General features: G+C 72.7%; 13 protein-coding genes. 7 read left to right on the forward strand and 6 right to left on the reverse strand.

Going from position 1 to position 13198, the window contains the following annotated elements:
- Positions 1 to 18 precede the first annotated feature (18 nt).
- The 5 genes from alc to ACZ3YL_RS01620 form a co-directional block, all read right to left on the reverse strand.
- Entirely contained in the window at positions 19 to 1293 is a 1275-nt protein-coding gene (alc, locus tag ACZ3YL_RS01600; RefSeq protein ID WP_465654643.1) for an allantoicase, read from the reverse strand.
- A 148-nt stretch (positions 1294 to 1441) separates the two neighbouring features.
- A complete protein-coding gene (allB, locus tag ACZ3YL_RS01605) occupies positions 1442 to 2821 on the reverse strand; it encodes an allantoinase AllB (RefSeq protein ID WP_465654645.1) in 1380 nt (459 codons plus the stop codon).
- A 217-nt stretch (positions 2822 to 3038) separates the two neighbouring features.
- On the reverse strand, positions 3039 to 4181 hold the full coding sequence (locus ACZ3YL_RS01610; protein WP_465654647.1) for a glycerate kinase: 1143 nt from the start codon (positions 4179 to 4181) through the stop codon (positions 3039 to 3041).
- Positions 4182 to 4550: 369 nt separating this feature from the next.
- Positions 4551 to 5444 carry a 2-hydroxy-3-oxopropionate reductase gene (locus tag ACZ3YL_RS01615; protein WP_188309324.1) on the reverse strand — a complete coding sequence of 298 codons (894 nt, stop codon included), beginning with the start codon at positions 5442 to 5444 and terminating at the stop codon, positions 4551 to 4553.
- Positions 5445 to 5584: 140 nt separating this feature from the next.
- Entirely contained in the window at positions 5585 to 6451 is an 867-nt protein-coding gene (locus ACZ3YL_RS01620; protein ID WP_188309333.1) for a TIM barrel protein, read from the reverse strand.
- A 218-nt stretch (positions 6452 to 6669) separates the two neighbouring features.
- On the opposite strand from ACZ3YL_RS01620, the gene ACZ3YL_RS01625 reads away from it, so the two are divergent.
- From ACZ3YL_RS01625 to ACZ3YL_RS01655, 7 genes are all read left to right on the forward strand, one after another.
- Positions 6670 to 6915 carry a thiamine-binding protein gene (locus ACZ3YL_RS01625; protein ID WP_188309332.1) on the forward strand — a complete coding sequence of 82 codons (246 nt, stop codon included), beginning with the start codon at positions 6670 to 6672 and terminating at the stop codon, positions 6913 to 6915.
- Positions 6912 to 7292: a helix-turn-helix domain-containing protein gene (locus ACZ3YL_RS01630; protein ID WP_188309323.1), complete on the forward strand. Its 381-nt coding sequence runs from the start codon at positions 6912 to 6914 to the stop codon at positions 7290 to 7292. Before ACZ3YL_RS01625 ends, ACZ3YL_RS01630 begins: the two co-directional genes overlap by 4 nt.
- A gap of 223 nt (positions 7293 to 7515) precedes the next feature.
- Positions 7516 to 8019 carry a 2-oxo-4-hydroxy-4-carboxy-5-ureidoimidazoline decarboxylase gene (gene uraD / locus ACZ3YL_RS01635; RefSeq protein WP_188309322.1) on the forward strand — a complete coding sequence of 168 codons (504 nt, stop codon included), beginning with the start codon at positions 7516 to 7518 and terminating at the stop codon, positions 8017 to 8019.
- Positions 8020 to 8124: 105 nt separating this feature from the next.
- Complete coding sequence (gene uraH / locus ACZ3YL_RS01640; RefSeq protein WP_188309321.1) at positions 8125 to 8460, forward strand: hydroxyisourate hydrolase; 336 nt, start codon at positions 8125 to 8127, stop codon at positions 8458 to 8460.
- 30 nt (positions 8461 to 8490) lie between these two features.
- Positions 8491 to 9411 carry a factor-independent urate hydroxylase gene (gene pucL / locus ACZ3YL_RS01645; RefSeq protein ID WP_188309320.1) on the forward strand — a complete coding sequence of 307 codons (921 nt, stop codon included), beginning with the start codon at positions 8491 to 8493 and terminating at the stop codon, positions 9409 to 9411.
- 264 nt (positions 9412 to 9675) lie between these two features.
- The gene (locus ACZ3YL_RS01650; protein WP_188309319.1) at positions 9676 to 11166 is read left to right on the forward strand and encodes a nucleobase:cation symporter-2 family protein; all 1491 of its coding nucleotides are present in this window, start codon (positions 9676 to 9678) and stop codon (positions 11164 to 11166) included.
- Positions 11167 to 11235: 69 nt separating this feature from the next.
- Complete coding sequence (locus ACZ3YL_RS01655) at positions 11236 to 12621, forward strand: 8-oxoguanine deaminase (protein WP_188309318.1); 1386 nt, start codon at positions 11236 to 11238, stop codon at positions 12619 to 12621.
- 142 nt (positions 12622 to 12763) lie between these two features.
- On the opposite strand, the gene ACZ3YL_RS01660 is transcribed toward ACZ3YL_RS01655, so the two are convergent.
- Positions 12764 to 13165, reverse strand: a complete 402-nt coding sequence (locus ACZ3YL_RS01660) for an allophanate hydrolase-related protein (protein ID WP_188309317.1) — start codon at positions 13163 to 13165, stop codon at positions 12764 to 12766.
- Between the last annotated feature and the right edge of the window lie 33 nt (positions 13166 to 13198).

Here is a 13198-nt window from a genome sequence, read left to right on the forward strand (position 1 = left end):
AGCGGGCGCGGGCCGGGGTCAGACGCCCAGCAGGCGCCACAGCGCCGAGCGGCGGCGGGCGGAGTGCTCGCCGTCCGGGCCGTCGGCCGGCTGGAGGGCGGCGACCGCGGCGGTGGCCGCGGCCGGGTCCGCCAGCGGGCGGGCGGCGGCCAGCGCGGCGGCCTCCTCGGCGGTCAGGCCGGCGCCGGTGAGCGCGGTGGCGGCCTCGACGGCCGGGACGGCGTTGAACCAGCGCAGCGCGAGGGCCGCGCGGCCGGCCTCGGTGAGGCGGCCGGTGAGCCGGAGGCGGGCCAGGCCGCCGTCCGGGTAGACGTTGATCCGCACGTGGGTCACCGGGCGGCCCGGGTCGAGCCGGAAGCGGTGCCGGGTGTCGGGCTGCAGCCGGGTACGGGGCAGGATCTCGAACCACTCGCCGTCGGCCGGTGTCTGTGAAGTCGCAGCCTGCCCGGTCGAGGCGTCGAAGCCGATCAGGTCGGCCCAGCCGGGGGCATTGGCGACGAAGTGGGTGGTGTCCACCTCGGCGGCCAGGACCTCACCACCCCCGGCCAGGGCGATCTGCACCCAGTCGTTGGCCTTGTCGCGCCGACGCCGGGTCTCCCAGCCCTCGCCCATGACGGAGGCGCGACCGGGAGCGTTCAGGTTGTGCGGGGAGGAGAAGTAGCGGTCGGACGCCGCCTCGGCCACGCCGCCGTACTCCTGGGCGGCCAGGTCGAAGGTGAGGCCGTCCAGTTCGCGCGGGTCGGGCAGCACCTCGCCGTGCACCCGGAGCCGGGCGACGCCGCCGTCCGGGAAGATGGCGAGCCGTACGTGGGTGTACCGGGCGTCGTCCTGGACGGCGAACTCGTGGGCGGTGTCGCCCCGGAGCGGGGTGCGCGGCACGATGACGGTCCACTCGGCGGCCCGCAGCTCCTCGGGCGAGGGGTGCCCGGGGACGGAGGCGGCCTCGACCGTGGCGCTCTCCGGGTAGTTGCCGGTGAAGTGGGCGGTGTCGACGATCACGCCGCGGATCACGCCGCCGACGCCGAGCCGCACGATCGCCCAGTCGTGGTCCTGGTCGGTGGGGTGCGGCTGCTCGGCGGAGACGCCACGGCGGCGCTTGGACTCCCAGCCGTCCATGATCTGGCCCTTGTGGCCGAAGGTGTGCGGGCGGAACTCGGCGGGCTTGGCGACCAGCAGGTTCTCGGCGTCCGCGAAGGTGTCCTCATTGGTGGCGACGACGCCCGCGCCGAGCAGTCGGGAGGCCAGGTTGACCAGCTCGGTGAAGGGAGCGCTCGGGGTGTCGGCAGTGGTCACTGACTCTCCTCGGAAGACGTGGCGGTTCGGGAAGCTCGGCGGTTCGGGAGGCTCGGTCGGTTGGGGAAGCTCGGCGGTTCGGGAAGCTCGGCGGTTCGGGAAGCTCGGCGGTTCGGGAAGCGGTGCCGTTTCAGGGAGCGGTGCCGTTTCAGGAACCTTCGACCGAACGGGAGTCGGCGGGCCGGGTGAGCTGCCGGCCGAAGGGCTCGGCGCCGGTGTCCACCGCACGGCCGCGCAGCCAGGTGGTGCGGACGGCGCCGCGCAAGGTCCGTCCGGCGTACGGGGTCACCGGGTTGCGGTGGTGCAACGCGCGGGCGTGGACGGCGAATTCGCCGTCGGGGTCGAAGGCGACCAGGTCGGCGTCGCAGCCCGCCGCGATGGCGCCCTTGGTGCCGGTGAGGCCGACCAGTTCGGCCGGTCCGGAGGACATCCAGCGCACCACGTCGGCCAGCGTGTGGCCGCGACGGCGGGCCTCGGTCCAGATCGCGGGCAGGCCCAGCTGCAGCGAGGCGATGCCGCCCCAGGCCGCCGCGAAGTCGCCGCTGCCGCCGTACTCGGGCAGCAGCTTGAGGTCGGGGGTGGACGGCGAGTGGTCGGAGACGACGGCGGTGAACTCGCCGTTCGCCAGGGCCTCCCAGAGCGCGTCCCGGTTGGCCTCGTCGCGGATCGGCGGGCAGCATTTGAAGGCGGTGTCGCCGTCCGGCACCTGCTCGGCGGCGAGGGTCAGGTAGTGCGGGCAGGTCTCGGCGGTCACCCGTACGCCGTCCTCGCGGGCCTGGCGCAGCAGCGGCAGCACGGCCGCCGAGGAGACGTGCAGGATGTGCACCCGGGTGCCGGTGCGCCGGGCGGTGTGGAGCAGGTGGGCGACCGCCGCGGTCTCCGCGCCGGCCGGCCGGGAGGCGAGGAAGTCCCGGTAGTGGACGCCGGGTTGCTGCGGTGCGGCGGCCAGCACGGCCGGGTCCTCGGCGTGGATGATCGCCAGTGCCCCGATCCGGGCCTGCTCGGCCAGGGCGGCCTCCAGGTCGGCGGCCTCGACGTGCGGGAACTCGTCCACGCCGGACGGCGCCAGGAAGCTCTTGAAGCCGAACACGCCTGCCCGGTGCAGGGGTTCGAGGTCGGGGAGGTTGCCGGGGACGGCGCCGCCCCAGAAGCCGAGGTCGACCCAGGCCTGCCCCTCGGCGGTCTTCCGCTTGACGTCCAGCCCGGCGACCGTGGTGGTGGGCGGGACGGAGTTGAGCGGCATGTCGATGATCGTGGTGACGCCGCCGGCCGCGGCGGCCCGGGTGGCGGTGGCGAAGCCCTCCCACTCGGTGCGGCCGGGCTCGTTGACGTGCACGTGGGTGTCGACCAGGCCGGGCAGCAGGGCGGTGTCGCCGAGGTCGACCAGTTCGCTGTCGCCGACCGCGAGGGAGCCGTGGGCGGCGACCTGCTCGATCCTGCCGCCCCGGATCAGCACGTCCGCGGGGCGCTCGCCGTCGGGCAGCACCGCCCGACGGGAGCGGATCACCGCTGGCTGGCTGAACGGCATGGGGACCTCCGAAACCTGGAACTGGGTGGGGAACGGGGCACTCAGGGGTACGCGGGGACACACCGGACCGCGCGGGCCCGGGAGGCACTCGCGGACGGTCGGAGTCAGCGGCTGGCGCGGGTCGTTGGCGCGGGTCGTCGGCGTGGCGGGAACCGAAGGATTGCCGGGAGCCTAGGCCCGCCTTCAACAAAACGTCAATGGAGGAACGTACGAGGGCTCAGCCCGGCAGCAGCGCCCCGGCCAACCGCTCCCCCGCCACCTCGGCCAGTTCCCCGGCCTTGGTCATGCTGTCCCCCGGCTGCTCGGCGAGGTCGGTGAGCGCGATCGCGGCGGTGAAGCCGGCCGCCCGCCACTCGGGCTCGGACAGCTCCAGCCGCCCCGCCACGGCAGCCACCCGAACCCCCGCCCGGGCAGCCGCCGCGGCGACTCCGGCGGGGGCCTTGCCATGGAGCGTCTGAGCGTCCAGGCAGCCCTCACCGGTGACGACGAGGCGTGCCCCACGCACGGCCTCGTCGAAACCCAGCAGTTCGAGCAGCAGCTCGATACCGGGTCGCATGGTGGCGCCGAGCAGGGCGAGGGCGCCGAAGCCCACCCCGCCCGCGGCCCCGGCGCCGGGGGCCTCCCGCACGTCCCGTCCGGTCGCCGCGGCGACCTGGTCGGCGAAGCTGGTCAGCCCCTGCTCCAGGACCACCAGGTCGTTCCCGTCGGCGCCCTTCTGCGGGCCGTAGACGGCGGTGGCGCCGCGCGGGCCGAGCAGCGGGTTGTCCACGTCGCAGGCGACCACGACGTCCACGCCGGCCAGCAGCTCGGCCAGCGGACCGAGGTCGACCCGCGCCAGTCGGCGCAACGCGGCGCCGCCGGGCGGCAGTTCGACGTCGTCGGCGTCCCGCAGCCGGACCCCGAGCGCCTGCACCATGCCGGCCCCGCCGTCCGTGCCGGCGCTGCCGCCCAGGCCCAGCACGATCCGCTTGGCGCCCATCGACACCGCCCGGCCGATCAGCTGGCCGACGCCGTAGGAGCCGGCCGCGAGCGGGGCGGTCCGGCCGCCGGGCAGCCGGGCCAGCCCGGAGGCCTGGGCCAGCTCGACCACGGCGGTGTCGCCGCGGACGGCGAGCGCGGCGTCCACCGGCAGGCCGGTCGGGCCGGCCACCTTGGCCGGGACGCGGGTGAAGCCGGCCGCGAGCGCCGCGGCCAGAGTGCCCTCGCCGCCGTCGGCGACGGGCAGTTCGCGGACCTCGGTGCCGGGCGCGGCGCGCCGGATGCCGGCGGCGATCCTCGCGGCGACCTCGGCGCCCTCCAGGGTGCCCTTGAACTTGTCCGGCGCTACGACCACGTGGCCCTGGTGGGGGGTGGGGGGCATCGGTGGTCCTCACTTCCGTGCGGGTGTGGCAGTGGTTCGACAAGCATGGGTCCGGTGGCCCCGGGACCGCGACCCCCGCGCGGTTGGCACGGCCGGGGCCCGCGGAAGGGGTGGTGCGCCCCCTCCCCGCCGTTTCCCCTCGTCCCGCTTCCGACGTACGAGGGGCTCCCCTCGGCGGGGAGGGGGCCAGGCGACACGCGATCGGCACGACCGAAGTGCCCCCAGGGAAGGGTGTGCGTGTCACCGGCTTGGGTCGACCGGCGGGCGGGCGGATGAGCCCCAGCCCGCGCGCCGGTCGGGTCTGGCCTCCTGGTGGCGCGGGCACGACCGGATCAGGTACACGCCACCAGGAGGAGCTTTCGGGAGGTGTTACACCACCTCGCGGCCCGAGAGCCGCTCGACGCCGCGCAGCAGCGCCGAGTGGTCGAGCGAGCCGTCGCCGTTGGCCCGGGCGGAGGCGACCAGCTGGGCCACCACGGCGCCGACCGGCAGCGCGGCGCCCACGGCGCGGGCGGCGTCGGTGACGATGCCCATGTCCTTGTGGTGGAGGTCGATCCGGAAGCCGGGGGCGAACTCGCGGTTGAGCATGTTCGCCTTCTTGCGGTTGAGCACGGTGGAGCCGGCCAGGCCGCCGCCGAGCACGTCCAGCGCGGCGGCGAGGTCGACCCCGGCGTTCTCCAGGAACACCACGGCCTCGGCGAGCACCTGGATGTTGACCGCGACGATCAGCTGGTTGGCTGCCTTGACGGTCTGGCCGGCGCCGTCCGGCCCGACGTGGACGACCGTGGTGCCCAGCGCGTCGAACAGCGGCTCGGCCTCGGCGAAGTCCGCGGCCTCGCCGCCGACCATGATCGACAGCACCGCCTCGACGGCGCCGGCCTCGCCGCCGGAGACCGGGGCGTCCAGGGTGCGCACACCCTTCTCCCGGGCGGCCTTGCCGACCTTGATGGAGGTCTGCGGGGTGATCGAGGACATGTCGATCACCAGGGTGCCCGGCCGGACGTTCTCCAGGACGCCGCCCTCGCCGAGGATGACCGCCTCGACGTGCGGGTCGGCCGGGACCATGGTGATGACGACCTCGGCGTCCTTCACCGCGTCCGCGATGCTCGCGGCGCCGTGGCCGCCGGCCGCGATCACGGTGTCGATCGAGGCCTGGGAGAGGTCGAAGCCGGTCACGTGGTGGCCGGCCTTGACCAGGTTGACGGCCATGGGCTTGCCCATGATGCCGAGGCCGACGAAGGCAATCTTGCGGGAGGCGCTCATCACGTCGGGTTCCTTACGTGTGCGGGTGGGGAGGGGTGCCGTGCCGGGCCGTGCCGGGTCCGACCGGGGCCGCGGCGGCCTGACGGGTCCGTCGGCCTGACCGGGCCGTCGGCGCTTCGGACCGTGACGGGTCCGTCGGCCTACCGGGCCGCGCGCAGCTCGCGCGGCAGCCAGTCGAAGCTGTCGGCGCTGACGCCGGTGGAGGGCCGGTACTCCAGGCCGATCAGGCCGCCCGCGGCAGAGCCGCCGACCGGCCGATGGCCCGCGGCGCTGAGCCGGGCGAACAGGTCCTCGAAGTCCAGCTCGCCGGTGCCGGGCTCGTTGCGGCCCGGGGTGTCGGCGATCTGGACGTGGCCGATCTTGTCGGCGTGGGTGTCGATGACCGCCGCCAGATCCTCGCCGTTCTTGGCCAGGTGGTAGAGGTCGCAGAGGAACCGGGCGTTCCCCAGGCCGGTGGCGGCGTTGACCTTGTCCACCACCTCGACGGCGGCGGCTGCGGACACCAGCGGGTAGTCCGGGGACTCTGCCTTGTTGAGGGCCTCGATCAGCAGGACGGCGCCGATCTCGTGCGCCGCCCGTGCGGCGAGCACCAGGTTCTCCAGCGCGAGCGCGTCCTGTTCGGCCGGCTCGACGCCCTCGACCCGGTTGCCGTACAGCGCGTTGAGCGCGGTGGCGCCGAGCGAGGCGGCGAGTTCCGCGGCGACCGGGAGGTTGGCGCGGAAGCGGTCCCGCTCGGACGGGACCGAGACGGTGCCCCGGGCGCCCAGGCTGAGGTCGTCGAGGAGGTTCAGGCCGGTGAGCCGGACCCCCGCGTCACTGAAGGCCTTGCGCAGCGCGTCGAGTTCGGCCCGGCTGGGGCTGTGCTCGGCGCCGAAGGGCCACCAGAGTTCGGCGGCCGTGAAGCCGGCCGCGGCGGCGGCCGCGGGGCGCTCCAGCAGCGGGAGTTCGCCGAACAGGATCGACAGGTTGACCGTGAAGCCGTGCTTGGCAGCCGCCGTCACGTCCATCACCTCTCACTCTCTCTTCCTTCATCCGCAACTTCCACGATCCGGAAGAGGGATTCTGTGTGGTGGAAGCATCTCCGGCCCGCCGAGCGGGTGTCAAGGCTGTCGCAACATTTTGTTGAAGAAGCCCGGAGGGGCCCGCCCACCAGGCCCGCGACTGTTCGATCGCCCAGCCCCTGCCCCCGCCCACCCCCGCTCGATACAGTGAGCAGGTGCGATTGATGGTGGAGTTCACGACAGAACCGTTCGAACTGGACACGTTCCCCGAGCACGCCGCGGCGGCCCGCAAGGTCGTCGACGAGGCCGGCCTGGACGTGTCCGTCGGCCCCTTCGGGACCGGTGCCGAGGGCGAGGCCGAGCAGGTCCTCGCCGCGGTGACCCGGCTGCTCCGGGAGACCCTGGACGCCGGGGCGACCCGCATCTCCGTCCAGGTCAGCCTGCTGGGCGAGGAGGGCGGTACGCCGTGACCGAGCACGTGGAACACCCGCTCGCCGCGGCGGTCAAGCCGCTGCTGGACGCGGTCGGCGCGACGCCCGTCCCCCTGGACGAGGCGAAGGCCGAGGACGTCGTCCTGGAGTGGGAGGGCACCCCGGCCCTGGCCGTCCGACTGCCGCACCTGAGCAGCGCACTGGACCGGCTGCTCACCGAGATGACCCGGCAGTTCGACGGCCGGCCGCTGGCCGAGCTGGACCGCTGGGAGAAGCAGCGGGTCGTCGCCCTCCTGGAGGAGCGCGGCGCGTTCACCGTGCGCCACGGCGTCGAGACGGTCGCCTCGGCCCTGGGCGTCAGCCGCTTCACCGTGTACAACTACCTGAACCGCCAGGACGGCTCGAAGCCCTCCTGAACGAACCGGGCAGCCCTGGGCGGCCCGCCGTACGGGTGACCCCGCCGGTGCCGAGAAGTCTGGATCGGCCCTCGGCGGGGCACACTTGGCGAATCGCACACGAAAGGGCCCCGTATCGCGGGCCGGTTCAAAACGTAACCACCAACCGTTCAACAAACTGTTGACGGCCGGGTGGGGCCGATCTAGCTTTTCCGGGTGGCACCACTCTTCAGGAGGTCCACCCGTGACCAACCACCCCCACGCCCTTGACGCCCTGGCCGCGACCGATGCCGCGGCCCTGACGGAGATCCTGCTGGAGGTATGCTCCAGCCCCCGCTGGGCCGCCGCGGTCGCAGAGGCCGAGCCCTGGTCCAGCCGGGAGGCCCTGCTCGCCGCCAACGCGGCGGCGATGGCCGGACTGACCGGCGCGGACCTGCGCGACGCGATGGCCGGACACGCCCGGATCGGCCAGCCCAAGGCGGGCGACGCCACCTCCGAGCGCGAACAGGCCGGCCTCCAGGGCGTGGACCAAGCGGTCCTCGACGAACTGCGCCGGGCCAACGCCGACTACGAGGCCAAGTTCGGCCACGTGTTCCTGATCTGCGCGACCGGCCGCACCGCGGTCACCATGCTCGCGGCCCTGCGCGCGCGCCAGCCCAACGATCCCGCCACCGAGGCGGAGATCGTCCGGGGTGAGCTGCGCAAGATCAACGACATCCGGCTCAACCGCCTCCTCGACGCTTCCTGACTCATCGTCAAGAATGCTTCGTGGGCGGGCCGCCCCTCCCCCGGACAGTCGCCCGTCACGATCTGACGCACCTTCACCTCTGCCATCAGTAAGGTCACTTCACCCATGACTGGCATCTCCACCCACGTGCTCGACACCAGCCTCGGCCGCCCGGCCGAGGGCGTCCCGGTCGAGCTCGCACTGCACACCGAGGGTGGCTGGCAGGTGCTCGGCACCTCCGCCACGGACTCCGACGGCCGGGTCAAGGACCTGCCGGCCGTGGAGGCGGGCTCGGTCGTCCGGCTGCTCTTCGACACCGGCGCGTACTACGCGCTCAAGTCCGCGGAGCCGCCGTTCTTCCCCGAGGTCTCGATCGTCTTCACGGTCGCGCCCGAGCAGCACCACTACCACGTGCCGCTGCTGCTGAACCCGTTCGGATACTCGGTCTACCGCGGAAGCTAGTAGACCGACCTGGAAGCTTAGGAGCCTGTCATGGCCCACGTACTCGGTCAGAACCAGTACGGCAAGGCGGAGAACCGCATCGTCCGGGTCTACCGCGACTCCACCCGGCACGAGATCAAGGACCTCAACGTCTCGGTCTCCCTCCAGGGCGAGTTCGAGGACGTCCACCTCACCGGGTCGAACGCCAACTGCCTTCCCACCGACACCACCAAGAACACCGTCTACGCCTTCGCCAAGGAGTACGGCATCGACTCGGCCGAGGCCTTCGGCATCCTGCTGGCCCGGCACTTCGTCGACGACACCGAGCGCGGCGTCGTGCACAGCGCCCGGATCCGGATCGAGGAGTACTCCTGGGACCGGATCCGGACGCCCGACAGCTCGGCCCGCTTCATCGGCTCCGAGGAGGTCGGCCACTCCTTCGTCCGCAACGGCCAGGAGACCCGCACCACCGAGATCGTCTACGACGGCGAGCGGGTCCAGGTCATCTCCGGCCTGAAGGACCTGATCGTCATGAACTCCACCAACTCGGAGTTCTGGGGCTACATCAAGGACAAGTACACCACCCTGCAGGAGGCGTACGACCGCATCCTCGCCACCCAGGTCACCGCCCGCTGGAAGTACGGCTACAGCGGTCGCGACGGCGAGGCCCAGCCCAACTGGAACCGCTCCTACACCCACGTGAAGCGGCACATGCTGGAGGCGTTCGCCGAGACCTACTCCTACTCGCTGCAGCAGACCCTGCACGCGATGGGCACCCGGGTGCTCAACAACCGCGCCGAGGTTGACGAGGTACGCCTCGAACTGCCCAACAAGCACCACTTCCTCGTCGACCTGGAGCCCTTCGGACTCAAGAACGAGAACGAGGTCTACTACGCCGCGGACCGCATGTACGGCCTGATCGAGGGCACCGTGCACCGCGAGGGCGTCGTCCCGGTCATCCCGGTCGCCTGAACACCCCCACCCGCGGCGCCACCCGCACCACCCGTCCAGCTGATCCACCCGTTCCGGCTGTTGCCGCACCACCCGTTCCCGCACCACCCGCTCCCGCACCACCTGTTTCTCCACCCCCACCAACCGGAGTTCGTGTCTGCCTCACGGCGGCCGGCCCGGGGCACTGGAGAAGCGCCCCGAGGGATCCTTGCTCCGCCGTCCCGCTCTCGGGGGTCTCCAGCGCCACGGGCGCGCCGGGAGCCACGGGCACAAGAGGGGCTCGACATGGCACCCAGCAACACCAGCAGTAACGACGGCGGTTCCACCCCAGCAAGAACCCCGGGCCCGGACGGCACGTCAACCCGCCTCCCCGGCGGGCCGTCCGGCTCCGGACCCCACCCCGTGGACGAGGTGCTGCCACCGGTGAAGCTGTTCTCCACCGGGCTCCAGCACGTCGCCGCGATGTACGCGGGGGTCGTCGCACCCCCGCTCATCGTCGGCGCCGGCGTCGGACTCTCCGCCGCCGACCTCGCCCTGCTGATCTCGGCCAGCCTGTTCACCGCCGGACTGGCCACCCTGCTCCAGACCCTCGGCGTCTGGAAGATCGGCGCGCGGCTGCCGTTCGTGAACGGCGTGTCGTTCGCGGGCGTCGCGCCCATGATCGCCATCGCCAAAGGCTCCATCGAAAGAACAGGGGGACCGAAGGACGCCCTCCCGGTGATCTTCGGAGCGGTGATCGTCGCGGGGGTCCTGTGCTTCCTCGCGGCGCCGTACTTCTGCAAGCTCATCCGGTTCTTCCCCCCGGTCGTCCAGGGCACCGTGATCACCCTCATCGGGGTGTCCCTGCTCCCGGTGGCGGTGAACTGGGCGCGCGGCGGCTCGCCGGGCGCCCCCGGGTACGGCTCCATGCGGGCCATCGGCCTCGCCGCGATCACCCTTGTCGCGGTGGTGCTCTGCCATCGGCTGCTGCGCGGCTTCTGGCAGCAGCTGTCCCTGCTCGTCGGCCTGGCGTTCGGCACCCTGATCGCCTTCCCGCTGGGGCTGGCCGACTTCGGCGCGGTCCAGGACGCGAAGATCTTCGCGCTCCCCTCCCCGTTCCACTTCGGCGCGCCGATGTTCGACGCCGCCGCGATCGTCTCGATGTGCATCGTCATGGTGGTCTCGATGACCGAGTCCACCGCCGACATGCTCGCCCTCGGGAGGATCGTCGAGCGCGAGGCCGACGAACCCACGCTCGCCGCCGGCCTGCGCGCCGACGGACTGGCCACCGCGCTCAGCCCCGTCTTCAACGGCTTCGCCGCCAGTGCCTTCGCCCAGAACATCGGGCTGGTGGCGCTGACGAAGATCCGCAGCCGCTTCGTGGTCGCGGCCGGCGGGGGCATCCTGATCCTGCTGGGGCTCTTCCCCGTGCTCGGTTCGGTCGTCTCCCTGGTTCCGCAGCCCGTCCTCGGCGGCGCCGGGATCGTGCTGTTCGGCACGGTCGCGGCGAGCGGGATCCGAACCCTCGCGGAGGCCGGCATGGAGTCCAGCGCCAACACCATCCTGGTGTCGGTCTCGCTCGGGGTCGGCATCGTCCCGATCGCCGTGCCCACCTTCTACGACGCCTTCCCGGAGGCCGTCCGGACCCTGATGCACTCGGGGATCTCGGCCGGCTGCGTGATGGCCGTCCTGCTCAACCTGCTCTTCCACCACGTCGGAGCAGCCCGCCGGCCCGGATCCGAATCCAGGTCCGGCCAGGCCTCCGGCGCGACGGTGCCGACGGCGACACCGTCCTGACCGGTCCGGGCAGGGGCGCGCACCGCTGAGTGCGCGCCCCTCCTGGCCCTCCCCCATAGGAGTGACACCATGGCAGTCCAGCCCCCGCCCGCCGACCAGCGGATCGTGATCGAGAACGTCGCGATCGCCACCGTCGACGCCGTCGACACCGAGTACGCCCGCGGCCACGTGGTCATCCTCGGCAACCGGATCGAATCGGTCGGCGACGGCCCCGCCCCGGCGTGGCTGGACAACGTGGTGCGCCGGATCAACGGCGAGGGCCACCTGCTCACCCCCGGCCTGGTCAACACCCACCACCACTTCTACCAGTGGATCACCCGCGGCCTCGCCCAGAACGACATCCTGTTCGACTGGCTGGTCGCCCTCTACCCGACCTGGGCCCGGATCGACGAGAAGCTCGTGCACGCCGCCAGCCAGGGCTCGGCCGCCGCCCTGCTCAAGTCCGGCTGCACCACCGCCTCGGACCACCACTACGTCTTCCCCAAGGACGGCGGGGACGTCCTCGGCGCCTCGATCGAGGCCGTCCAGGAGCTCGGCCTGCGCTTCACCGCGCTGCGCGGCTCGATGGACCGCAGCAAGAAGGACGGCGGACTGCCGCCGGACCACGCCGTCGAGGAGCTGGACGACATCCTGGCCGCCTCCGAGGCCGCCGTGGACCGCTACCACGACTCCTCGTTCGGCTCGATGCTGCACGTCGCGCTGGCGCCCTGCTCGCCGTTCTCGGTCTCCACCGACCTGCTCCGCCAGTCCGCCGAACTCGCCCGCCGCAAGGGCGTCCGGCTGCACACCCACGGCTCCGAGACGGCCGAGGAGGAGCAGTTCTGCAAGGAGCTGTTCGGCATGGGGCCGACGGACTACTTCGAGTCGGTCGGCTGGCTCGGCGAGGACGTCTGGATGGCGCACTGCGTCCACATGAACGACTCCGACATCGCCAAGTTCGCCGAGACCGGCACCGGCGTGGCGCACTGTCCGTCCTCCAACGCCCGCCTGGCCGCCGGGATCGCCCGGGTGCCGGACATGCTCAGGGCCGGCGTACCCGTCGGCCTCGGCGTCGACGGCACCGCCTCCAACGAGTCCGGCGAGCTGGGCACCGAGCTGCGCAACGCGCTGCTGATCAACCGGCTGCACGGCTCCCCGACCGCGCTGACCGGGCGCCAGGCGCTGCGGCTGGGCACCATGGGCGGCGCCCGGGTGCTCGGACGGCAGAACGAGATCGGCTCGATCGAGGCCGGCAAGCTGGCCGACCTGGCGCTGTGGAGGATCGACGGGGTCCTGCACTCCTCGATCGCGGACCCGGTCGCGGCCCTCACCTTCGGCGCGCTGCCGCCGCTGGCGACGCTGTTCGTCAACGGCAACGCCGTGGTCGAGAGGGGCGAGCTGACCACCGTCAACGAGGACCGGATCGCGCGTGCCTGCGCCCGCGCGGCCAAGGAACTGGCCTCCCGGCCGGTCTGATCCCGGCCGGTACCAAGGAGCTCCGGGGGCGCCCAGGGACGGTGCGCACCCCGGACTCCGTACACCCGGCAGGGTGTACGGACCGCGGCCCCGAACCCACGGCGAGGGTTCGGGGCCGCGGCGTGTGCTGCGGCGCCTGCCCTCAGGCCGTGCGCCCCAGCGTCCCCAGGTACGCGCGCCAGCCGCCGTGGTGGGTGATCTCCCGGTGCACGCCGCGCTCGACCTCGCCGCGGGCGAGCAGCATCGAGAAGCACGCGGAGCCGTCCTCCAGCTCGATCACGCCGAGCTCCAGCTCCCTGGGCTCGCCCGGCAGGATGACGTCCCGCAGGCGCTCCAGGCTGATCTCGTACAGCTCGCCCTCGATCGCGCTGTCGGCGGCCGGGTCGGGCAGCAGCCCCGGGCAGACGTCCGTCCCGCCGCTGTGGTCGATGGAGAAGAAGCGGTAACCGGTCGCGGTGCGGGCCGGGCCGATCAGGGCGTCGGCGACCTTGGCGTGGAACGGTCCGCCGACCATCGCCTGGCCGTTGAAGAAGATGCGTGCCATCGGTGAACTCCTCGGAACGAAAAGACCGTTCCG

This window comes from Kitasatospora sp. NPDC023176, from assembly GCF_055560495.1.

Bases quoted from the DNA above. Each gene is read 5' to 3' on its own strand.
- allB (WP_465654645.1), bottom strand. From the start codon at position 2,821: ATGCCGTTCAGCCAGCCAGCGGTGATCCGCTCCCGTCGGGCGGTGCTG.
- ACZ3YL_RS01610 (WP_465654647.1), bottom strand. From the start codon at position 4,181: ATGCCCCCCACCCCCCACCAGGGCCACGTGGTCGTAGCGCCGGACAAG.
- ACZ3YL_RS01615 (WP_188309324.1), bottom strand. From the start codon at position 5,444: ATGAGCGCCTCCCGCAAGATTGCCTTCGTCGGCCTCGGCATCATGGGC.
- ACZ3YL_RS01620 (WP_188309333.1), bottom strand. From the start codon at position 6,451: ATGGACGTGACGGCGGCTGCCAAGCACGGCTTCACGGTCAACCTGTCG.
- ACZ3YL_RS01625 (WP_188309332.1), top strand. From the start codon at position 6,670: ATGGTGGAGTTCACGACAGAACCGTTCGAACTGGACACGTTCCCCGAG.
- uraH (WP_188309321.1), top strand. From the start codon at position 8,125: ATGACTGGCATCTCCACCCACGTGCTCGACACCAGCCTCGGCCGCCCG.
- pucL (WP_188309320.1), top strand. From the start codon at position 8,491: ATGGCCCACGTACTCGGTCAGAACCAGTACGGCAAGGCGGAGAACCGC.
- ACZ3YL_RS01650 (WP_188309319.1), top strand. From the start codon at position 9,676: ATGGCACCCAGCAACACCAGCAGTAACGACGGCGGTTCCACCCCAGCA.
- ACZ3YL_RS01655 (WP_188309318.1), top strand. From the start codon at position 11,236: ATGGCAGTCCAGCCCCCGCCCGCCGACCAGCGGATCGTGATCGAGAAC.
- ACZ3YL_RS01660 (WP_188309317.1), bottom strand. From the start codon at position 13,165: ATGGCACGCATCTTCTTCAACGGCCAGGCGATGGTCGGCGGACCGTTC.